Source organism: Mycolicibacterium chengduense, from assembly GCF_033741155.1.
GTDB lineage: Bacteria > Actinomycetota > Actinomycetes > Mycobacteriales > Mycobacteriaceae > Mycobacterium.
In genome coordinates this window covers 102395-121405 of the sequence record NZ_JAWQNH010000005.1, presented here as the reverse complement: position 1 = coordinate 121405, position 19011 = coordinate 102395, and the positions used below count along the sequence as shown (strand labels likewise).

The window sequence follows — 19011 nt, the reverse complement described above, 5'->3', positions numbered from 1 at the left end:
TCATGGGCGAGATCACACGTGGCGTGCCCGCACCGGCAGGCCCCCTGTCCGGCGCGGTGATCGACCGACTGAAAACTGGTGCTGCTCTTGATGATTCATTGGGTGCCGCAGTCGCCGAAGCAGACCCGTACGGCCTGGACCTCCACGTGGCGCTACAGCTGTGTTACGAGTTGTTCTACCGCGGATTCACCGGCGTGGACGCACGGTGGGAATGGGATCCGGCGCTGATCGAACTGCGCGGCCGGTTGGAAGCCGCATTCCTGGCCGACATCCGGCGCGATCTCGGGGAGCTGAGCGGGCTGGACGCGGCCGGCGAAATGGACCGGCTGTCGATCGAGCCCGTCGACGGCAGCGGCCCGTCCCATTTCCTGCTGGCCGAGGGTAGCTGGGAGCAGATGCGCGAGTACTTCGTGCACCGGTCCATCTACCACCTCAAAGAGGCCGACCCGCACGCCTGGGTGATCCCGCGCCTGGTCGGTCAGGCCAAGGCATCGTTCGTGGCCGTCGAATTCGACGAATTCGGCGGTGGCCGGGGGCCGCAGGTCCATCAGCGGCTGTTCGCCGACCTGATGACGGCCGCCGGGCTGGACGACGGCTATCTGGCCTACCTGGAGGCGGTGCCCGCCGAGACCCTGGCCGTGGTGAACCTGATGTCGATGTTCGGCCTGCACCGACGCTGGCGCGGCGCGACGGTCGGACACTTCGCGGCCACCGAAATCACCTCGTCCCCGGGGTCGCAGCGGCTGGCCGATGCGCTGGAGCGCATGGGCGCACCGACGCCGTGCACGCGGTTCTATCTGGAGCACGTGGAAGCCGACGCCGTGCACGAGCAGGTGGTGCGCACCGATGTGGTGGGCGACCTGCTGGCTCGCGAACCCGGACTGGAGCCCGACGTGGTGTTCGGCATCCGGGCCTTCGAACTCGTCGAGGACCGACTGGCCAACCACCTGATGAAATGCTGGCGCGACGAGCGCAGCTCACTCCTGCTGCCGCTCAGCTGAATTCGGGGCCGCTTTCCGCTGCTTCTTCCGGTGGCTGGTATCGCACAACGGGTAGCTGCGGGACCGCCGGCACGCGCAGATGGCGACCTTGAACCGGTCGGATTCCACCACCGCGCCGTCGGGCATCTCGATGGCAACCGGCCCTTCGATGATCACCGGGCCACCAGGGATGACCTGTACCACGCGCCGGTCGGTCATCCGAGTTCGGCCCGCAGTGCGGCCAGCAACGGCTCGGCGGCCTCGGCCAAGAATTGGTCCTGCGCCTGACCGCCGATTTGGACCAGGGCGATATCGGTGAACCCGGCGTCGCGGTAGGGCCGCACCGCCTCCACGATCGCATCGAGATCGGGGCCGCACGGGATGCTCTCGGCCACGTCCTCGGGGCGGACGTACTTGCTGGCGGCGGCGAATCCCGCCGTTGTCGGCAGGTCGGCGTTGACCGACCAGCCACCGCTGAACCAGCGGAACTGCTCGTGCGCCCGCTGTATTGCCTTGTCCCGGTCAGGATCCCAGCACACCGGCAGTTGGCCGACCACTCGGCCGTCGGGTAGACCCACCGCCCGACGGCGACGTCGCCACGTCTCGACGACATCGCCGTCGGGTGCGGTGTCGACGAGATGGTCGGCGAAATCGGCCAGCTTCTCGACCGATTTCACCCCGGTCATCGACACCGCCAGGGCCACCGGCACATCCGGGATGTCCCACAGCCGGGCCGAGTCGACTTCGAAGAACTCGCCCCGAAAGTCGACCAACTCGCCGCTGAACAGTTCCCGGATGATCTTGATGGCCTCGGCGAGCATGTCGATACGCCGGCTGACCGTGGGCCAATCCTTGCCCACGACATGCTCGTTCAGGTTCTCGCCGCTGCCCAGGCCCAGGGTGAACCGGCCGTCGGCGAGGATCTGCAGGGTCGCGGCTTGTTGCGCGACGACGGCGGGGTGGTACCGCATGGTGGGGCAGGTGACATAGGAAAAGAGTTCCACTCGTTCGGTCACATGGGCCACCGCGCCCAGCACCGTCCACGCGTGCGGCGCATGGCCTTGGGCGGCCAGCCATGGCGAGAAGTGGTCACTGCACACCTCGAAGTCGAAACCGGCCGCTTCAGCGGCCGCCGCGTTGCGCACCAATTCTTTCGGCCCGCTCTGTTCGGTCATCAAGGTGTAGCCAAAGCCGGTCATGCTCCCCAGGTACCCGAGCATGACCGGGGACAAACGTGCGCCCGGTCAGGGTGGTGGCCGATGGCGCAACACCAGCGGCAGCACCAACCAAAGCCCGATCAGCACCAGCGCGGTGACACCACCGGCGAGGATGCCGGCCCGGGGACCCACCACCACGTCGAAGATGAGCACCGACACGCCGGCCAACGCGAGCGCCAGCAGGAACAGGCCGTAGTACGCCAGCCGGTGGGCGCCGGCCACGATCACGTCGAGCCGGTGCTGGCGGAACATCATGCGATGCATGCCGATGGGTGCCACCAGCAGGATCGTGGCGCCGAGCGAGCAACCCACGGTAGCCAGGTAGACCGCCCGCATCGCGGCGTCCAACCGGTCGAACCGATTCTGGAACGGCAGCGTCAGCAGCAGGCCGGTGAGCAGTTGCACGCCCGTCTCGACGACCCGGACTTCCTGCAGCAGGCTGGCCCAATTGCGGTCGAGCCGCTGGGCTGCCGTCTCTCCCCTGGCCGCGGTGTTCCACCGTTGATCACGTTCGGGATGGTCGACGTCAGTGCCCATGACCAGTGCCCATGACCGATCGCGGGCTAGTACCAGTAGCGGCGACCACCGACCGGCCGACCGACCGATCCGAGCAGCCAGAAGACGGCGCCGACGACGAGCAGGATGACGCCGATCACCCACAACACATAGACGTTGAGGATGAGTCCGAGGATGAGCAGGATCGCTCCGAGAACCACCATGATTACCTCATTTCACGCGATGACAGCCGGCATGGCGCTGGGCTCGGGAAGCCGGCAGTCGACCACCTTGGGATTCACGCCGGCGTAGTTCAACGGGCCGGCCAGCACGGTGAGCCCGATCTGACCCGCTGTGGCGCAGTTTGTCTGGCCGGTGTGGAAGTAGTCGCGTTGCCAGGCTGCCAACACCCCGATCAACAGCCAGACCAACACGATCGTGCCGGCTAATCCCCGGAACATGGAAGCCTCCATCGGTCGAATCCAGTGGCAGCCGGGTACCCGATCCCCTCCTCGGCGAAACCACGCCCGAGCGCGGGATACGAGACGGGATACGGGAAACGCCGCCAGGTGTTTGCGGGCCGCCAGGGACGGGAAACCTTTGATCGGGCGCGGCAATGTCGCCGCGTGGTACCCGAAGTAGTACACACCAATCCACTTCGGTAAGCGGAAAGGTAATCATGACTGACAAGAAGACCGGACCCGAAGAAGCCGTCAGCGGTGTCGTCGAGGACGCCAAGGGCAAGGTCAAGGAAGCCGTCGGCACGGTGACCGGCCGCCACGACCTCACCGAAGAAGGTAAAGCCCAGCAGGACAAGGCCGATGCGCAGCGCGACGCGGCGAAGAAGGAGGCCGAAGCCGACGCCGCCCGCGGCGGCGCGCAGGCCGCCGAGGAACGCCAGCGGGCGCAACAGCACTGACCCGCGAGGGGACTCACCCAGCCCAGCAGATCACCGATCTGCTGGGCTGAGTGCGTTCAGCTGTTCGGGTGTTGCCGCGGCGCCTCGGGATGCGCTGCATACCAACGGTCTTCGATGCGACGCACGCGGACGTGTTCCAGCGCCAGCCATAGCGCACCCACCAGTAGCCCGGCGCCGGACAGCGTGGCCACCGTCAAGCCGATGTCGAAATGCTTTGTGGCGAACGCCGCGAGGCTCGCCACGAACAGCACCAACGCGACTCCGATCAGGATGAGCGCCGGCATGATCAGATTGTCTTTCATGGACTCACCGGCATGCGGGCGTGTCGTACGAGTGTGATCGACTGGGTCTTTCGGGCCCTTCATGGCAACCCTCCTCTTCCCTGCCCTCCCGGCCACACCGGGCCGGCGAGGAGCTGTTATCCAGGGTAGATCGCCGGTGTCCGGGACGGAAGTGCGCCGCTCAGGCGTAGCGGGGGTAGCCGCCCGTGCGCAGCGACTCGGCCAGGTTTGCCGCGTTGCGCGCCGCCGTGACCGTCGTCGACGACACCGCCTCGGGCACCTGGTCCAGTTCCAGGTAGTCGGTGCTGCCCATGGCCTGCCCGTTCCAGTAGGTGCAGCCCTGCGCCGGGACGGAGAAGCCGATGTCGTTGAGCCCCTGGAACAGATCGGCGACGGTCTTGTGCGCGCCGTCCTCGTTGCCGACCACGGCCACGATGGCCACCTTGTCCACCAGGACGGGCCTGCCCAGTTGGTCGGTGGTGGACAATTCGGCGTCCAGCCGCTCCAGCACTCGTTGGGCGATGCTCGACGGGTGGCCCAGCCACACCGGCGTCGAGAGCACCAGGATATCGGCGGCCAGCACCTTCTCCCGGATCTGCGGCCACTCGTCGCCGTCGCCCATATCGGCTTGCACGCCCGGGGGGGACGGCGTGGTCGGCGCACCGCACCGTCTCGGTGGTGACACCCATCGTGCGCAGTGCCGAGCAGACCTGGTCGGCCATCAGTTCACTGCTGGAGGGCGCCGGGCTGGGCTTGAGGCTGCACACCAGGGCCAGGGCGGACAGCGGCGACACGGCGGTCATGAGCCGAGCACCGGGCCGGCCAGCACGGGCAGGCCCATGGTCAGCGTCAGCAGCATCAACAACATCAGGAACCAACCGGCCCCCTGCCAGGCCCACCAGGTGTGCCGCTGCTTCCAGGCTCGGTAGGTGCGCACGAAGGCGTAGAGCCCACCGATCAGCAGGATGAGCGGTGCGCCGAAGGCCAGTGCCAGCCGCTGCGGCGGCCCGCACGCCGCCGAGTCCGCGATGGCCCCGTGGCAGGAGCCGACCAGCAGGGCCGCCACCACCAGGAAGGTCACCCCGGCGACCGCGGTGACGAGGCCGAACCGCACCGCCGAACCGATACCGCTGTTGTCGTACATGGTTGCCCTCATCACCGCCGGGTTCCCGCGAACCCGACCGGTAAACGCACCGTCCACGCTACGCCGGGCCGGCGCCCTCGGCGATCCGCTTGATGGCCGCCAGCCGCTCGTCCCACCGCCGGCCGATACGGTCCAGTTCGGCCCCCAAGGCGCTGAGTCTGGCCCCCAGCGCGCGATAACGGATCTCCCGCCCGACCGGCACGGCTTCCACCAGCCCCGCGTCGGCCAGCACCGCCAGATGCTTGGCTATCGCCTGCCTGCTGACCGGCATCCGGGCCGCCAGGGCACTGGCCGACAGCTCCTGTGCGCCCAGTTCGGTGAGGATCTGCCAGCGGGTTTCGTCGGCCAGCACGGCCAGCACCCCCGGGACCGCCGTCACGGCCGGCGCTGCACGAATTCGACGAGCTCGCCGAGTTCGGCGGTCCAGCCGCCCGTGTTATCTGCGTGTGCGGCCTGTGGATCCTGCAGTTCCTCGAAGCCGGTCTCCGACAGGTCCAGTCGGGTGCCGCCGTCGATCTCGGTGAGCTCGAACCGGACCACGGTGGAATTGCCCGGCACCGGGTCGACATCGGCGGTGTGCGCCCAGCGATACACCAAAACCCTTGGCGCTTCGATGTGTTCGACCACCACCCGATGCTTGCCGTGCTGCTCCCAGCCGAAAAAGCCGGCGCCGCCGGGAACCGCGTCGAATTCGCAGGTGTCGCCGAACCATTGGGCGATCAGGTCGGCCTGGGTGATCGCCGACCATACCCGGTCGATGGGGGCGTCGATGTCGATGCTGCGGGTGATCGCCAGGGCGTCCATAGGGGTCTCCTGAAGGTGTTTCGGAACCGATGTGCAACTCCACAGTTGCACATCGCGCGTGCAACTGCAACCCAAGGGTTGCAGCCATTGGGCATGCGGTTCCGGCGCTGCTTGATTACCGTCGACAGGTGGATCTCAACGACGTCGAGGTGATCGACGCCCCGCGCCACCGCGATGAGCTGTGGCCACTCGGCCCAGGCGACGCCGTGCTGGCAGGCGGCACCTGGCTGTTTTCCGAACCTCAGCCGCACCTGACCCGGTTGGTGGACCTGGCCGGCCTGGGCTGGCCGTCGGTCATCCGCACCGCCGACGGCGTCGAGCTCGCGGCCACCTGCACCATCGCCGAGGTGTCCCGGTTGTCCGGTGAGCTCGGCGTCCCGTTGTTGCACCAATGTTGTGCGGCCCTGCTGGCGTCGTTCAAGATCTGGCACACCGCCACCGTCGGCGGCAACCTCTGCCTGGCTTTCCCGGCCGGTGCGATGATCTCGATGGTGTCCGCACTCGCCGGCACGGTGACGGTGTGGCGCCCTGACGGCACCGAATACCGCTGTCCGATCGACGAATTCGTCATCGGCGAGTCGACCACCGTGCTGGCCCCCGGTGACATCGTGCGTTCGGTGTTCCTCCCGGCGCGCACCTTGGCCGCCCGCACCGCCTTTCGCAAGCTGGCGCCCGCCCCGCTGGGCCGGTCGGCGGTGGTGGTCATCGGCCGCCGCGACACCGACGGCCGGTTCGGGTTGTCCGTGACGGCCGCGACCGTGCGGCCGTATACGTTCACCTTCGCCGCGGTGCCCGGTCCGGACCAGGTGGCGACCGCCCACGCGCAGATACCCGACTCCGCCTGGACCGACGACGCCCACGGCGACCCCGACTGGCGTCGGGCGATGACGCTGGTGCTCGCCCGGCAGGTCGCGGCGGAACTCGCATGATCATCAATGGCGAACCCGCCCAGGACCTTCCGCGGCCCGGCCAGTGCCTGCGCACCTACCTGCGCGAGCAGGGCCACTTCGAGGTCAAGAAGGGGTGCGACGCGGGTGATTGCGGCGCCTGCTCGGTGCTGGTCGACGACACCGCGGTGCATTCGTGCGTGTACCCGGCGTTCCGCGCGGCCGGGCGTTCGGTGACCACGGTTGCCGGCCTGGGCACCCCCGACGACCTGCATCCGGTGCAGCGCGCGTTCGCCGACGCGGCCGGCTTCCAGTGCGGCTTCTGCACGGCCGGAATGGTCACCACCGCATCGGCGCTGACCGCCGAGCAACGAGCGGACCTGCCCCAGCACCTCAAGGGAAACCTGTGCCGGTGCACCGGTTACCGCGCCATCACCGACGCGCTGGCCGGCACCGTCAACACCGGCGATGCGTCCCCCGGCGCACCCGCCGCGCGCCGGGTGGTGACCGGCACCGAGCAGTACACCATGGACCACGCCCCGCAGGGGTTGCTCCACCTCGCGGTGGTGCGCAGTCCCGTCGCTCATGCGCGCATCGTGTCCATCGACACCGCGGCGGCGCAGCGGGTCCCGGGCGTGCAGCTGATCCTCACCCACCTCGACAGTCCCCCCGTGCCGTTCTCCACGGCACGGCACGAGGAGCGCACCGACGATCCCGACGACACCTACGTGCTCGACCGAACGGTCCGCTTCGTCGGGCAGCGGGTGGCCGCCGTGATCGCCGACAGCCTCGCCGCCGCCGAGCAGGCGTGCCGGGCCATCGCGGTCGAATACGCCGAACTTCCTGCGGTGTTCGACCCCGAGCAGGCCCGCCGGCCCGGCGCCCCGGCGATCCACGGCGACAAGGACGCCGCGGCCCGCATCGCCGATCCGCAGCGCAATATCGTGGCCGAACTGCACGGCGGGGTAGGCGATGTCGCCGCAGGTATCGCCGCGGCCGAGAATGCCGGCGGTGCGGTGGTGCGCGGGCGGTGGTCCACCCAGCGCGTCCAGCACAGCCACCTGGAAACCCACGGCTGCACCGGCTGGATCGACGCGGACGGCCGGGTGGTGATTCGCACCAGCTCCCAGGTGCCGTTCCTGGTCCGCGACGAGCTGTGTCACATCTTCGGGCTGGAGCAGGCCCGGGTCCGGGTGTTCACCGCCCGCGTGGGTGGTGGTTTCGGCGGCAAGCAGGAGTTGCTCACCGAGGACCTGGTGACGTTGGCGGTGCTGCGCCTGGGCCGGCCCGTGCGTTACGAGTTCAGCCGCACCGACGAGTTCATCGCCGCCCCGTGCCGGCATCCCTTCCGCGTGGCGGCGACCGCCGCGGCCGGCGCGGACGGTGTGCTCACCGCGTTGGCCGTCGACGTGCTGGTCGACGCCGGCGCCTATGGCAATCACAGCCCCGGAGTGATGTTTCACGGCTGCGGTGAATCGATGGCCGTGTACCGCTGCCCGAACAAACGGGTGGACGCCCAAGCCGTGTACACCAATAACCTTCCCTCCGGGGCGTTCCGCGGCTACGGCCTGGGTCAGGTGATCTTCGCCGTGGAATCCGCGCTCGACGAGTTGGCGGAGCGGTTGGGCATCGACCCCTTCGATCTGCGCCGGCGCAATGTGGTGGTGCCCGGTGATGCCTTCGTCGATGCGCACGTGGCCGACGACGACCTCACCTTCGGCAGTTACGGGCTGGACCAATGTCTGGATCTGGTGCAGGCCGCGCTCACCCGGGGCAACGGCGCCGCGCCGCCGGACGGACCGCAGTGGTCCGTCGGCGAGGGTATGGCGGTGGCGATGATCGCGACGATCCCGCCGCGGGGCCATTACTCGCAAGCGTCGGTCGAGTTGGACGCCGACGGGATGTACACGGTGTCGGTGGGCACCGCGGAGTTCGGCAACGGCACCTCGACGGTGCACCTGGCGTTGGCGGCCGAGGCGCTGGGTGTACCGATGAACCGATTGCGGTTACGCCAGTCCGACACCGACGTCACCGCCTACGACACCGGGGCGTTCGGGTCGGCGGGCACCGTGGTCGCCGGGCTGGCGGTGCAGTCCGCCTGCCGCGATCTCCGCCAGCTGCGCGACTCCGGGGTCACGCACCGTCCGTTGATCGGCCACGGCCGTCACGAGGGCACCCCTCGGTCGGTGGCCTTCAACGTGCACGGGTTCCGGGTGGCGGTGAATGTCGAGACCGGTGAGGTGCGCATCCTGCAGTCGGTGCAGGCCGCCGACGCCGGGGTGGTGATGAATCCCGAGCAGTGCCGTGGCCAGGTGGAGGGCGGGGTGGCCCAGGCCATCGGCACCGCCCTGTTCGAGGAGATCCGGCTGGACGGGCGCGGCGAGGTCACCACCAAAGTCCTACGCAACTACCACATTCCGCAACTTGCCGATCTGCCCGTGACCGAGGTGCATTTCGCCGATACCTTCGACAAGCTCGGGCCGCTTGGCGCCAAGTCGATGAGCGAGTCGCCGTACAACCCGGTCGCCCCGGCGCTGGCCAACGCGATCGCGCGGGCGTGCGGGGCGCGGATGTATCGGCTGCCGATGACACCGGCCCGGGTGTGGCGAACGCTGAACGGGGATGTCGGCCCCGCGTCCTAGGATGCGCCCGTGCGTATGCGACTGCTCCTGGTGATCGGGCTTGCCGCCGGTGTGGCGGCCTATGCCTACGGGCAGCGGTGGCAGGTCGCGCTGGTGTGCGCGGTCGCCGTACCGGCGGTGCTGCGCATCGGCCCGCACTTCCTCGCCGGGCTGCGCACACCCTCACCGCGGGAGGATACGGTCGGGGCGATGTCGGGCACCGAGTTCGAGGATCACGTCGCCCGCATCGCACGGTCCTGCGGCGTCCCGGTGATCATGACCGCCCTGACCGGCGACTGGGGCGTCGACCTGATCGTCGGGCGCCGGCCGAATCGGCTTGCCATCCAATGCAAACGCCAGGCCCGGCCGGTGGGCACCGGCGCCGTCCAGGAGGTGGTGGCCGGCGCCCCCATGCAGGACTGCACCCGCACCATGGTGGTGACCAATCACGAGTTCACCCCGGCCGCACGCAAACTCGCCGAATTGCACGGGTGCACCCTGGTCGGCGGCGCCGAGCTGCCCCGGCTGCGGTCCACCATCCGGGCGCTACTGGCGCAGGGCTGACCGCACCGGCTCCGGCCCGATATAGCGCGCCCGCGGCCGAATGATCTTGCGGGACTGGGCCTGCTCCAGGATGTGTGCAGACCAGCCGACCACCCGGCTCACCGCGAAAGTGGGGGTGAACATCGCGCGCGGCACCCCGCACTGCTCCATCACCACGCCGGCGTAGAACTCGACATTGGCGCGCAACTCCCGGCCGTGGCGCCGCTGCGCGAGCACGTCGGTCACGTCCCGCTCCACCCGCACGGCCCGCTCGGCGAGCTCACCACCCAGGCCCATGGCGATCGACTTCAACAGCTCGGCGCGCGGATCGGCGGTGCGGTACACCGCATGACCGAACCCCATGATGCGGTCGCCGCGATCAAGGGCGGCATGCGCCCACGCCGAGGCGTTGGCGGGGTCTCCGATCGCGTCGAGGGCGTCCAGCGCGCGGTCCGGTGCGCCGCCGTGCAGCGGACCCGAGAAGGCGCCAAGGGCGGCGCAGATCGCGGATGCCACATCGGCTCCGGTCGAGGCCACCACCCGCGCGGTGAACGTCGAGGCGTTGAAGCCGTGGTCGATGGTGGCGATCAAGTACTGCTCGATGGCGCGGGCGTGCTCGGCGGCCGGCTGCCGGCCGGTCAGCAGGTAGAGCCAATGCGCTGCGGCGGGCAGGCTGGGGTCCGGTGGCACCGGGTCGAGGCCCTGCCCGATCCGGTACAGGGCGGCCAGCACCGTCGGGGTGATCGACGCCAGCAACAGCGCGTCGCGGCGCCTGGCGTCCTCGTCGAGATCCCATACCGGTTCCAGACCGAGGGCCGTGGCCACTGCCGAGAGCACCGTACGCAGCGCGGCCAGCGGATGGTCCGTCGCGCCGCCGAGTGCGACCATCCGCAGGATCGGGGCGACATCGGCCGGGATGGCGCGCAGCGTGGCGGTGTGCGCGGCGAACGCGGCCGCCTCGGTGGGTGACGGCAACCGGCCGTGCACGAACAGGAACCACACCTCCTCGAAGCTGCGGGTGGCGGCCAGCTCGACGGCCGGGTATTGGCCGTAGTGATAGAAACCTTCGTCCCCGCGGACATCGCCGATCGCGGTGTCCGCCGCCACGATGTTGGCCAGCCCAGGGGCGGCCTCGATGAGCGTTTCGACCATCGGGTAGTCCTCCTTCTACTCAAGCGGTACAACCACATTCGGTTTAATGTTGACTGCAGTCAATGTTGACTCGATCAATATGAGGGGATGTCGCGATGGCAGCGCACCGGCGACACACGCGGCGCTGGCCTGCCGCGATCGACCACGACGGGCACGATTACCTGAGCACCGCACAGGTGGCCAAGGTGCTCGGGATCAAACGCGAATCGGTGTACGCCTATGTCAGCCGTGGCCGATTACACAGCGTGCGCATCGCCGGGGTGCGCGGCAGCGTGTTCGCCGTCGACGAGGTCGAAGCGTTGGCCGGTGCCGGTGCGCGGACCCGCCCGCCGGCCGGGGTGGTGGAGCGGATACGCACCCAGCTCACCTCACTGTCCGGCGACGAGCTCTGTTACCGCGGCATCCCGGCCCGCGAACTGGTGAGCCGGGATTTCCTCGACGTAGCACGGTTGTTGTGGGGGCACGACGTACCGGCACAGCGGTCACCGCTGGACGAGAGCGCGGCCACCCACCTGCGGGCGGCCCTGCCGGATACCGCCGGGCTGCTGGACGTGGTGCGCATTGCGGTCGACCTCGCCGGCGCGGCAGATCCGCTGCGCCATCAGCGCACCGGTGCGGTGGTGGCCACCAAGGCGATGCAGATCCTGGAAGCGGTGTCGGCTGCGCTGCCCGCCGTGGGTGGCGATGCCGCACCGGGCTCAGCGGGTTCCTACGCACAACGGCTGTGGCCCAAGCTCTCGCCGCTGGCCGCGACGCCCGCCAGGGTGGGCGTGCTGAACGCCGCCCTGGTGCTGCTGGCCGACCACGACCTGGCAGCCAGCACCGTTGCCGCCCGTGTCGCCGCCAGTGCACGCGCGGGCGTGTACTCGGTTGTCGCCGCGGGGCTGGCCGCGCTGGACGCGCCCATGCATGGTGGTGCGGCCACCGCCGCCTACCGCTATCTGCGTGCTGCGCTGGCCGATCCGGTCACCGCGGTGGCCACAAGCCTGCGCGCCGGGGAGCGCATTCCGGGCACCGGACACCGCATCTACCGCGAGCATGATCCACGCGCGCTGGCCTTACTGGAGCTGCTGGCGCGTGCCGGCGGCGGCGCCCGGGTTCACGCCGCCGTCGAAACCATCATTTCGGCAAGCGATTTCGTCAACTCCGATCTGGCGTTGGCGGCCATGGCATTGCAATTCCGGATGCCCGCCGACGCGCCGGAGACCGTCTTCGGCATCGCCAGGATGGCGGGCTGGGTGGCGCACGCGCTGGAAGAGTACGACGAACCGATGCTGCGGTTCCGCCCCGAGGGAGTGTATGTGGGCAAGCGCTCGAACTAGTTCGCCCGCAACACGTCCCGCACCGCGGCTCGCACCTCTTTCATGGCGGCGTCCAGCTCGGCTGTCGTCACCGTCAGAGCCGGCCGGAACCGCACCGAATCCACCCCGCTGGGCAGCATGATGACGTGCCGGTCCCACAGCGTGCGGATCAAATCGTCACGCAGCGCCGTCGTGGGCATGCTGAAGGCACACATCAGGCCCCGACCCCGCGGATCGAGCACTGCATCCGGGAATTCGCTTGCCAACGACCGCAATTGGTCCAGCAGGTAGGCACCGAGCACACGGGCATTGTCGACCAGTCCGTCGGCCTCGATCACCTCGAGGATGCGCCGGGACCGCACCATATCGGTGAGGTTGCCACCCCAGGTGGAGTTGATCCGCGAGCTGACGGTGAACACGTTGTCGGGCACCTCGGCGACACGGCCACCGGCCATCACCCCGCACACCTGCGTCTTCTTGCCGAATGCCACCACATCGGGACGCACCCCCAACTGCTGGTACGCCCATGCGGTACCGGTCATCCCGCACCCGGTCTGCACCTCGTCGAAGATCAGCAAGGCGTCGAACTCGTCGCACAGTTCGCGCATCGCCGCGAAGAACTCGGGACGCAGGTGTCGGTCGCCGCCCTCCCCCTGGATCGGCTCGGCGATGAAGCAGGCGATGTCGTCGGGGTAGCGCTCGAATGCCGCGCGCGCCTGTCGCAGCGATTCGGCCTCCAGTTCCACCGGGTCGGCACCCGGCCGCAGATACGGTGCGTCGATCCGCGGCCAATCGAACTTGGGGAACCGGGCCACCTTGTTGGGATCGGTGTTGGTCAGCGACATGGTGTATCCGCTGCGGCCGTGGAAGGCGCCGCGCAGATGCAACACGCGGGTGCCCGGGGCGGATTTGCCCAACGCCTCGTTGTGCCGGCTCTTCCAGTCGAAGGCGACCTTCAGCGCGTTCTCCACCGCCAACGCTCCCCCGTCGATGAAGAACAGGTGCGGCAGCGCGGGGTCGCCGAGCACCCGTGCGAACGTGTCGACGAACCGGGCCATGGGCACGCTGTAGATGTCGGAGTTGCTCGGCTTGTTCACCGCGACGGCGCCCAGTTCGGCGCGCGCCTCGGCACTGGTCAGCGCGGGATGGTTCATGCCCAGCGCCGAGGAGGCGAAGAAGGTGAACATGTCCAGGTACCGCGCACCGCTGCGCGCGTCGACCAGATAGGAACCACCGGACCGCTCGGTGTCGAGCACGAAGTCGAACCCGTCGGCCAGGATGCTGCGACTCAAGACAGCGGGCACCTCGCCGGCGGATACGGAGACGTCACGGTCGGGCAGAACAGCAGTCATGCCCGCGATACTAACGCAATATTTACGGTTAGGTGTATCGACAACAGGAATATCTACGGTAGATATTCGCGTCCTTCGTAAAAAGTCTGTAAGATGACCGTGCTGCGTGTGCGTACGTTGGCGGCTGTCCGGATCTGCTGCAACAGGTCTTCCAGACCCCGCGGTGACCCCACCCGCACGAGCAGGATGTAGCTCTCCTCGCCCGCGACCGAGTGGCACGACACCACTTCGGGAATGTGCTCCAGGCGGGCGGGCGCATCATCGGGTTGAGACGGATCGAGAGGGGTGATGGCCACGAACGCCGATAGCAAGTTGCCGACCGCTTCGGGGTCGACGCGCGCCGCGTACCCGGTGACCACGCCACGCGATTCCAGCCGCCGCACCCGAGCCTGCACCGCCGACACCGACAAGCCCGCCGTCGCCGCCAGATGCGCGAGGGTGGCCCGGCCGTCGGTGAGAAGTTCGCGCACCAGCGCCCGGTCGATATCGTCGAGGTGGTCGGCATCGGACATGGCCGGACTGTATCGCAGGGGGACGCGCGCATGATCCGTGCTGCGCAGCTGCGCGCCGCCTTCGCCGCGGCACTGTCGGCCATGTACGGCACCGAGGTGCCCGCCTATACCACCCTGGTTCAGGTCAGCACCGAGGTGAACCGGGACTGTGCCGGCGGCGCGGACAGCGATCGGCTCGGTTCGCTGGAGCGCGTCACCGCCGAGCGACACGGCGCCATCCGGGTCGGCAATGCCGCCGAGATGGCCGATGTCGCAGACCTTTTCGCGGCCTTCGGGATGTATCCGGTCGGCTTCTACGACTTGCGCGACGCCGCATCGCCGGTGCCGGTGGTCTCCACCGCATTCCGGCCGATCGAGGCAGAAGAGTTGGAGTTCAACCCGTTCCGGGTGTTCACCTCGATGCTGGCCACCGCCGATGCCCGGTTCTTCGACGCCGATCTGCGGCCCAGGGTGGACCGGTTCGTGGCGCAGCGGCAGCTGTTCGATCCCGCGTTGATCGCCGACGCCCGCCGCATCGCCGACGCCGGTGGGGCGCGCCCGGACGAGGCGGACGACTTCGTGGCCCGCGCCACCGCCGCCTTCGCCCTGTCGCGGACACCTATCGACAAGGCCTGGTACGACGAACTGAGCGCGGTGTCGGCGGTGGCCGCCGATATCGCCGGTGTCGGCACCACCCATATCAATCACCTGACCCCGCGGGTGCTGGACATCGACGAGCTCTACCGGCGGATGACGGCGCGCGGGATCACGATGATCGACGCCATCCAGGGCCCGCCGCGTACCGATGGGCCCGCGGTGTTGCTGCGGCAGACGTCTTTTCGGGCGCTCGCCGAGCCGCGCCGGTTCCGCGGAGCCGGCGGTGCCGAGTTCGACGGTGCGCTGCGGGTGCGTTTCGGCGAGGTCGAGGCCCGCGGAGTCGCGCTCACCCCGCTCGGCCGGCAGCGCTACGACGCCGCTATGGCCGACCCGGCTCGCTGGAGCGACTACTTCCCCGCCACCGACGCCGAGATGGCCGCGGCCAGCCTGGCCTACTACGTCGGTGGCGACCCGGCCAAACCCGTTGTCTACGAGGATTTCCTCCCCGCATCGGCGGCCGGCATCTTCCGGTCCAACCTGGATCGCGACGCCAGCGTCGCCGATACCGCCGAGACCGCTGACACGCCCCACTACAGCCTCGACCGGCTGGCCGGCGCCATCGGCCACCACATCCACGATCCTTACGATCTCTACCAGAAGGCGGCATCATGACCACCATGCAATCCACCCTGCCCACCGCCGGTGAACTGCGCGACCGGGTGCGCTTGGCGCTGCAGGCCATCGGCGCCGACCTCACCGTGGCGCAGGCGGGCCTGCCCGCCAGCACCCCCATCACCGGGGAGGTGCTGTTCACCATCGCCGAGACCTCGGTCGCCGACGCCGATGCCGCCATCGCCCAAGCCGCCGAGGCCTTCACCACCTGGCGCACCACCCCGGCCCCGGTACGCGGTCAGGTGGTGGCGCGACTCGGCGAACTGCTCGTCGAACACAAGGCCGACCTGGCCACCCTGGTCACCGTCGAGGCCGGCAAGATCACCTCCGAAGCCCTCGGCGAGGTGCAGGAGATGATCGACATCTGCCAGTTCGCCGTAGGGTTGTCCCGGCAGCTGTACGGCAAGACCATCGCCTCCGAGCGTCCCGGCCACCGGTTGATGGAGACCTGGCATCCGCTCGGCGTGGTCGGCGTGATCACCGCCTTCAACTTTCCGGTGGCGGTGTGGGCATGGAACACCGCCGTCGCGCTGGTGTGCGGCGACACGGTGGTGTGGAAACCGTCCGAACTCACCCCGCTGACGGCGCTGGCGTGTCAGGCGCTGGTCGAGCGCGCCGCGGCCGAGGTCGGCGCACCGCAGCAGATCTGCCGATTGATCCAGGGCGGCAGGGAGATCGGCGAGCTGCTGGTCGACGATCCGCGGGTCGCGCTGGTGAGCGCCACCGGGTCGGTGCGAATGGGTCGCGAGGTCGGCCCCCGGGTGGCGCAGCGGTTCGGCAAGGTACTGCTGGAACTGGGCGGCAACAACGCCGCGATCATCACCCCGTCGGCCGATCTCGATCTGGCGTTGCGCGGCATCGTGTTCTCCGCGGCGGGCACCGCCGGACAGCGCTGCACCACCCTGCGCCGGGTGATCGCGCACCGGTCGGTGGCCGATGAGTTGGTCGACCGGATCACCTCGGCGTACCGCAGCCTGCCGGTGGGCAACCCGGCCGCCGACGGCACCCTGGTCGGCCCGCTGGTGCACGAGCGCGCCTACCGGGACATGGTGGCCGCGCTGGAGCAGGCCCGCGCCGACGGGGGTGAGGTGGTCGGCGGCGAGCGCGTCGATCTCGGGGAGGGCTCCTACTACGTTCGGCCCGCGGTGGTGCGGATGCCCGCCCAGACCTCGGTGGTGCACGACGAGACCTTCGCCCCCATCCTCTACGTGCTGACCTACGACACCCTCGACGAGGCGATCGAACTCAACAACGCGGTACCGCAAGGCCTTTCTTCGGCCATCTTCACCACCGACATCCGTGAAGCAGAACGGTTCATGGCGGCAGACGGCTCGGACTGCGGGATCGCCAACGTCAACATCGGTACCTCAGGTGCCGAGATCGGCGGCGCGTTCGGCGGTGAGAAGCAGACCGGGGGCGGCCGCGAGTCGGGGTCGGATTCGTGGAAGGCCTATATGCGCCGGGCGACCAACACCGTCAACTACTCCTCCGAGCTGCCGCTCGCCCAGGGCGTCCAGTTCGGCTGAGTTGCGGTTTGTAAAATTCGTGGCGTGAGCGAGCAGGTCGAACACAGAGAATTTCAGGCCGAGGCACGTCAGCTTCTGCAGTTGATGGTGCACTCCATCTACTCCAACAAGGACTCGTTCCTGCGGGAGCTGATCTCCAATGCCTCCGATGCGCTGGACAAGCTCCGACTGGCGGCCTACCAGGACAAGGATCTGGACGTCGACACGTCGGATCTGCACATCGACATCGATCCCGATGCCTCGACACGGACACTGACGATCCGCGACAACGGGATCGGCATGTCCCGTGACGAGGTGGTCGACCTGATCGGCACGCTGGCCAAGTCCGGAACCGGTGAGCTGCGCCGCAAGCTGAGTGAGGCCCAGCAGGCCGGTGATGCGACCGACCTCATCGGCCAGTTCGGCATCGGGTTCTACTCGACGTTCATGGTCGCCGACTCCGTCGTGCTGCTGACCCGAAAGGCCGGCGAAAACACCGCCACCCGTTGGGAGTCCAGCGGTGACGGCACCTACACCATCGCCACCGTCGACGACGCGCCCCAGGGCACGTCGGTCACCTTGCACCTGAAGCCGGAGGACGCCGACGACGAACTGCACGACTACACCGCACCGTGGAAGATCCGCCAGCTGGTCAAGAAGTACTCCGACTTCATCTCCTGGCCGATCCGGATGGAGGTCGAGAAGACGGTTCCTGCCACCGGGGAGGGCGCCGGGCAGGACGGCGAGGACGGCGAGGACGGCGAGGACGGCACCGAGCCGACCGTGACCGTCGAAACCGAGACGATCAACTCCCGGACCGCGCTGTGGGCCAAGCCCAAGAGCGAGGTCTCCGATGAGGAGTACCACGAGTTCTACCGGCACATCGCGCACGCGTGGGATGAGCCGCTCGATGTCATCACGATGAAGGCCGAGGGCACCTTCGAATACCAGGCGCTGCTGTTCATCCCCTCGCAGGCGCCGTTCGATCTGTTCAACCGCGACGCGCGCACCGGTGTACAGCTCTACGTCAAGCGCGTCTTCATCATGGGCGACTGCGACGAGCTGATGCCCGAATACCTGCGGTTCGTCAAGGGTGTCGTCGACGCGCAGGACATGTCGCTCAACGTGTCCCGTGAAATCCTGCAGCAGGACCGCCAGATCAAGGTGATCCGACGCAGCCTGACCAAGAAGGTGCTGGCGGCGATCAAGGACCTCCAGACCAACCGTCCCGAGGATTACACGACCTTCTGGACGCAATTCGGCCGGGCCTTCAAGGAGGGCCTGCTCTCCGACACCGACAACCGCGACACGGTGCTGGCGTTGTCGTCGTTCGCCTCCACGTTCTCCGAGGATGTTCCGACCACCCTGGCCGGCTACGTCTCGCGGATGAGGGAAGACCAGGACCAGATCTTCTACGCCACCGGCGAATCGCGCCAATTGCTGGAGCGCTCACCACATCTGGAGGCATTCCGAGCCAAAGGCTACGAGGTGCTGCTGCTCACCGACCCGGTCGACGAGGTGTGGGTCGAGACGGTCCCCGAGTTCGAAGGCAAGAAGCTGCAGTCGGTGGCCAAGGGCGAAGTCGACCTTGGCGCCAAGGACGACTCGGCTTCGGACTCCGAGCGCGCGGACTTCGCCGATCTGTTGGCGTGGCTGCAGCAGACGCTCGACGAGCACGTCAAGGAGGTGCGACTGTCGACGCGGCTGACATCCTCGCCGGCCTGCCTGATCACCGACACGTTCGGCATCACCCCGCAGTTGGCGCGCATGTACCGCGCGTCGGGTCAGGACGTGCCCGTCGGCAAGCGCATCCTGGAGCTCAACCCCGATCACGCACTGGTTACCGGGCTGCGGGACGCCTTGGCGGCGGGGACGGAAGGGCTCAGCGATACCGCTGAATTGCTCTACGGCACAGCACTCCTCGCTGAAGGTGGCTCGCTCGACGATCCGGCACGCTTCGCGAACATCCTCGCCGACCGGTTGGCCAACACCTTCTAGGCGAACTTCTGGTCACTGGCCGCGGGCGCGGGGTCACTGTGGAGTTGTCAAG

Annotated in this window: 21 protein-coding genes and 1 pseudogene; 9 read left to right on the top strand and 13 right to left on the bottom strand. The window is 68.5% G+C overall.

What is annotated here, in order from left to right; genetic code table 11:
• The first annotated feature begins 2 nt into the window (after window positions 1–2).
• Entirely contained in the window at window positions 3–1001 is a 999-nt protein-coding gene (locus SBI67_RS19105) for an iron-containing redox enzyme family protein (RefSeq protein ID WP_318982087.1), read from the top strand.
• Here SBI67_RS19105 and SBI67_RS19100 read toward each other — a convergent pair.
• From SBI67_RS19100 to SBI67_RS19080, 5 genes are read right to left on the bottom strand one after another with little or no spacing between them, the layout of a single operon-like run.
• A complete protein-coding gene (locus SBI67_RS19100) occupies window positions 978–1199 on the bottom strand; it encodes a CDGSH iron-sulfur domain-containing protein (protein ID WP_318982086.1) in 222 nt (73 codons plus the stop codon). The two genes, SBI67_RS19105 and SBI67_RS19100, sit on opposite strands and share 24 nt — an antisense overlap.
• Window positions 1196–2179: a TIGR03557 family F420-dependent LLM class oxidoreductase gene (locus SBI67_RS19095; protein WP_318982085.1), complete on the bottom strand. Its 984-nt coding sequence runs from the start codon at window positions 2177–2179 to the stop codon at window positions 1196–1198. The genes SBI67_RS19100 and SBI67_RS19095 overlap by 4 nt, the downstream gene beginning before the upstream one ends.
• Before the next feature lie 45 nt (window positions 2180–2224).
• The gene (locus tag SBI67_RS19090) at window positions 2225–2734 is read right to left on the bottom strand and encodes a DUF6328 family protein (RefSeq protein WP_318982084.1); all 510 of its coding nucleotides are present in this window, start codon (window positions 2732–2734) and stop codon (window positions 2225–2227) included.
• Between the two features lie 26 nt (window positions 2735–2760).
• A complete protein-coding gene (locus SBI67_RS19085) occupies window positions 2761–2916 on the bottom strand; it encodes a DUF6131 family protein (RefSeq protein WP_174995373.1) in 156 nt (51 codons plus the stop codon).
• A gap of 12 nt (window positions 2917–2928) precedes the next feature.
• Window positions 2929–3153 (bottom strand): hypothetical protein, encoded by a 225-nt coding sequence (locus SBI67_RS19080; RefSeq protein ID WP_318982083.1) that lies wholly within the window; start codon window positions 3151–3153, stop codon window positions 2929–2931.
• A 218-nt stretch (window positions 3154–3371) separates the two neighbouring features.
• On the opposite strand from SBI67_RS19080, the gene mbp1 reads away from it, so the two are divergent.
• The gene (mbp1, locus tag SBI67_RS19075) at window positions 3372–3611 is read left to right on the top strand and encodes a microaggregate-binding protein 1 (RefSeq protein ID WP_266045811.1); all 240 of its coding nucleotides are present in this window, start codon (window positions 3372–3374) and stop codon (window positions 3609–3611) included.
• Window positions 3612–3667: 56 nt separating this feature from the next.
• On the opposite strand, the gene usfY is transcribed toward mbp1, so the two are convergent.
• The 5 genes and pseudogenes from usfY to SBI67_RS19050 all read right to left on the bottom strand — a co-directional run bounded on the left by usfY (window position 3668) and on the right by SBI67_RS19050 (window position 5840).
• The gene (gene usfY, locus SBI67_RS19070; protein WP_318982082.1) at window positions 3668–3976 is read right to left on the bottom strand and encodes a protein UsfY; all 309 of its coding nucleotides are present in this window, start codon (window positions 3974–3976) and stop codon (window positions 3668–3670) included.
• 97 nt (window positions 3977–4073) lie between these two features.
• Window positions 4074–4695 (bottom strand): annotated as a pseudogene (locus SBI67_RS19065) (flavodoxin family protein).
• Window positions 4692–5036, bottom strand: coding sequence for a hypothetical protein (locus SBI67_RS19060; RefSeq protein WP_318982081.1), 345 nt, complete (start codon window positions 5034–5036; stop codon window positions 4692–4694). Before SBI67_RS19060 ends, SBI67_RS19065 begins: the two are co-directional and overlap by 4 nt.
• A 58-nt stretch (window positions 5037–5094) precedes the next feature.
• Window positions 5095–5415, bottom strand: coding sequence for an ArsR/SmtB family transcription factor (locus SBI67_RS19055; protein ID WP_318982080.1), 321 nt, complete (start codon window positions 5413–5415; stop codon window positions 5095–5097).
• Window positions 5412–5840, bottom strand: coding sequence for an SRPBCC domain-containing protein (locus tag SBI67_RS19050; RefSeq protein WP_318982079.1), 429 nt, complete (start codon window positions 5838–5840; stop codon window positions 5412–5414). Before SBI67_RS19050 ends, SBI67_RS19055 begins: the two co-directional genes overlap by 4 nt.
• 128 nt (window positions 5841–5968) lie before the next feature.
• On the opposite strand from SBI67_RS19050, the gene SBI67_RS19045 reads away from it, so the two are divergent.
• Genes SBI67_RS19045 through SBI67_RS19035 form a run of 3 tightly spaced genes read left to right on the top strand, consistent with a single transcriptional unit; the run spans window position 5969 to window position 9912 of the window.
• Window positions 5969–6769, top strand: coding sequence for an FAD binding domain-containing protein (locus SBI67_RS19045; RefSeq protein WP_318982078.1), 801 nt, complete (start codon window positions 5969–5971; stop codon window positions 6767–6769).
• On the top strand, window positions 6766–9369 hold the full coding sequence (locus tag SBI67_RS19040; RefSeq protein WP_318982077.1) for a molybdopterin-dependent oxidoreductase: 2604 nt from the start codon (window positions 6766–6768) through the stop codon (window positions 9367–9369). Before SBI67_RS19045 ends, SBI67_RS19040 begins: the two co-directional genes overlap by 4 nt.
• Before the next feature lie 15 nt (window positions 9370–9384).
• Entirely contained in the window at window positions 9385–9912 is a 528-nt protein-coding gene (locus tag SBI67_RS19035) for a restriction endonuclease (RefSeq protein WP_318982571.1), read from the top strand.
• Here the strand turns inward: SBI67_RS19035 and SBI67_RS19030 are convergent.
• Window positions 9895–11043: a citrate/2-methylcitrate synthase gene (locus tag SBI67_RS19030; RefSeq protein ID WP_318982076.1), complete on the bottom strand. Its 1149-nt coding sequence runs from the start codon at window positions 11041–11043 to the stop codon at window positions 9895–9897. The genes SBI67_RS19035 and SBI67_RS19030 overlap by 18 nt on opposite strands.
• Before the next feature lie 95 nt (window positions 11044–11138).
• Here SBI67_RS19030 and SBI67_RS19025 point away from each other — a divergent pair, with 95 nt between their 5' ends.
• Entirely contained in the window at window positions 11139–12365 is a 1227-nt protein-coding gene (locus SBI67_RS19025; RefSeq protein WP_318982075.1) for a citrate/2-methylcitrate synthase, read from the top strand.
• Here the strand turns inward: SBI67_RS19025 and lat are convergent.
• A complete protein-coding gene (gene lat / locus SBI67_RS19020) occupies window positions 12362–13696 on the bottom strand; it encodes an L-lysine 6-transaminase (protein WP_318982074.1) in 1335 nt (444 codons plus the stop codon). The two genes, SBI67_RS19025 and lat, sit on opposite strands and share 4 nt — an antisense overlap.
• Before the next feature lie 53 nt (window positions 13697–13749).
• The gene (locus tag SBI67_RS19015; protein WP_318982073.1) at window positions 13750–14208 is read right to left on the bottom strand and encodes an Lrp/AsnC family transcriptional regulator; all 459 of its coding nucleotides are present in this window, start codon (window positions 14206–14208) and stop codon (window positions 13750–13752) included.
• 30 nt (window positions 14209–14238) lie between these two features.
• Between SBI67_RS19015 and hglS the strand changes: the two genes are divergently transcribed.
• From hglS to htpG, 3 genes are read left to right on the top strand one after another with little or no spacing between them, the layout of a single operon-like run.
• A complete protein-coding gene (gene hglS / locus SBI67_RS19010; RefSeq protein WP_318982072.1) occupies window positions 14239–15456 on the top strand; it encodes a 2-oxoadipate dioxygenase/decarboxylase in 1218 nt (405 codons plus the stop codon).
• On the top strand, window positions 15453–16982 hold the full coding sequence (amaB, locus tag SBI67_RS19005; RefSeq protein WP_318982071.1) for an L-piperidine-6-carboxylate dehydrogenase: 1530 nt from the start codon (window positions 15453–15455) through the stop codon (window positions 16980–16982). The genes hglS and amaB overlap by 4 nt, the downstream gene beginning before the upstream one ends.
• A gap of 24 nt (window positions 16983–17006) precedes the next feature.
• Entirely contained in the window at window positions 17007–18959 is a 1953-nt protein-coding gene (gene htpG / locus SBI67_RS19000) for a molecular chaperone HtpG (RefSeq protein WP_318982070.1), read from the top strand.
• The last annotated feature ends 52 nt before the right edge of the window (window positions 18960–19011 follow it).

What these genes read in the sequence shown, in the direction of transcription:
- SBI67_RS19105 (WP_318982087.1), top strand. Translation starts at nt 3, where the DNA reads ATGGGCGAGATCACACGTGGCGTGCCCGCACCGGCAGGCCCCCTGTCC.
- SBI67_RS19100 (WP_318982086.1), bottom strand. Translation starts at nt 1,199, where the DNA reads ATGACCGACCGGCGCGTGGTACAGGTCATCCCTGGTGGCCCGGTGATC.
- SBI67_RS19095 (WP_318982085.1), bottom strand. Translation starts at nt 2,179, where the DNA reads ATGACCGGCTTTGGCTACACCTTGATGACCGAACAGAGCGGGCCGAAA.
- SBI67_RS19090 (WP_318982084.1), bottom strand. Translation starts at nt 2,734, where the DNA reads ATGGGCACTGACGTCGACCATCCCGAACGTGATCAACGGTGGAACACC.
- SBI67_RS19085 (WP_174995373.1), bottom strand. Translation starts at nt 2,916, where the DNA reads ATGGTGGTTCTCGGAGCGATCCTGCTCATCCTCGGACTCATCCTCAAC.
- SBI67_RS19080 (WP_318982083.1), bottom strand. Translation starts at nt 3,153, where the DNA reads ATGTTCCGGGGATTAGCCGGCACGATCGTGTTGGTCTGGCTGTTGATC.
- mbp1 (WP_266045811.1), top strand. Translation starts at nt 3,372, where the DNA reads ATGACTGACAAGAAGACCGGACCCGAAGAAGCCGTCAGCGGTGTCGTC.
- usfY (WP_318982082.1), bottom strand. Translation starts at nt 3,976, where the DNA reads ATGAAGGGCCCGAAAGACCCAGTCGATCACACTCGTACGACACGCCCG.
- SBI67_RS19060 (WP_318982081.1), bottom strand. Translation starts at nt 5,036, where the DNA reads ATGTACGACAACAGCGGTATCGGTTCGGCGGTGCGGTTCGGCCTCGTC.
- SBI67_RS19050 (WP_318982079.1), bottom strand. Translation starts at nt 5,840, where the DNA reads ATGGACGCCCTGGCGATCACCCGCAGCATCGACATCGACGCCCCCATC.
- SBI67_RS19040 (WP_318982077.1), top strand. Translation starts at nt 6,766, where the DNA reads ATGATCATCAATGGCGAACCCGCCCAGGACCTTCCGCGGCCCGGCCAG.
- SBI67_RS19035 (WP_318982571.1), top strand. Translation starts at nt 9,385, where the DNA reads ATGCGACTGCTCCTGGTGATCGGGCTTGCCGCCGGTGTGGCGGCCTAT.
- SBI67_RS19030 (WP_318982076.1), bottom strand. Translation starts at nt 11,043, where the DNA reads ATGGTCGAAACGCTCATCGAGGCCGCCCCTGGGCTGGCCAACATCGTG.
- SBI67_RS19025 (WP_318982075.1), top strand. Translation starts at nt 11,139, where the DNA reads ATGGCAGCGCACCGGCGACACACGCGGCGCTGGCCTGCCGCGATCGAC.
- lat (WP_318982074.1), bottom strand. Translation starts at nt 13,696, where the DNA reads ATGACTGCTGTTCTGCCCGACCGTGACGTCTCCGTATCCGCCGGCGAG.
- SBI67_RS19015 (WP_318982073.1), bottom strand. Translation starts at nt 14,208, where the DNA reads ATGTCCGATGCCGACCACCTCGACGATATCGACCGGGCGCTGGTGCGC.
- hglS (WP_318982072.1), top strand. Translation starts at nt 14,239, where the DNA reads ATGATCCGTGCTGCGCAGCTGCGCGCCGCCTTCGCCGCGGCACTGTCG.
- amaB (WP_318982071.1), top strand. Translation starts at nt 15,453, where the DNA reads ATGACCACCATGCAATCCACCCTGCCCACCGCCGGTGAACTGCGCGAC.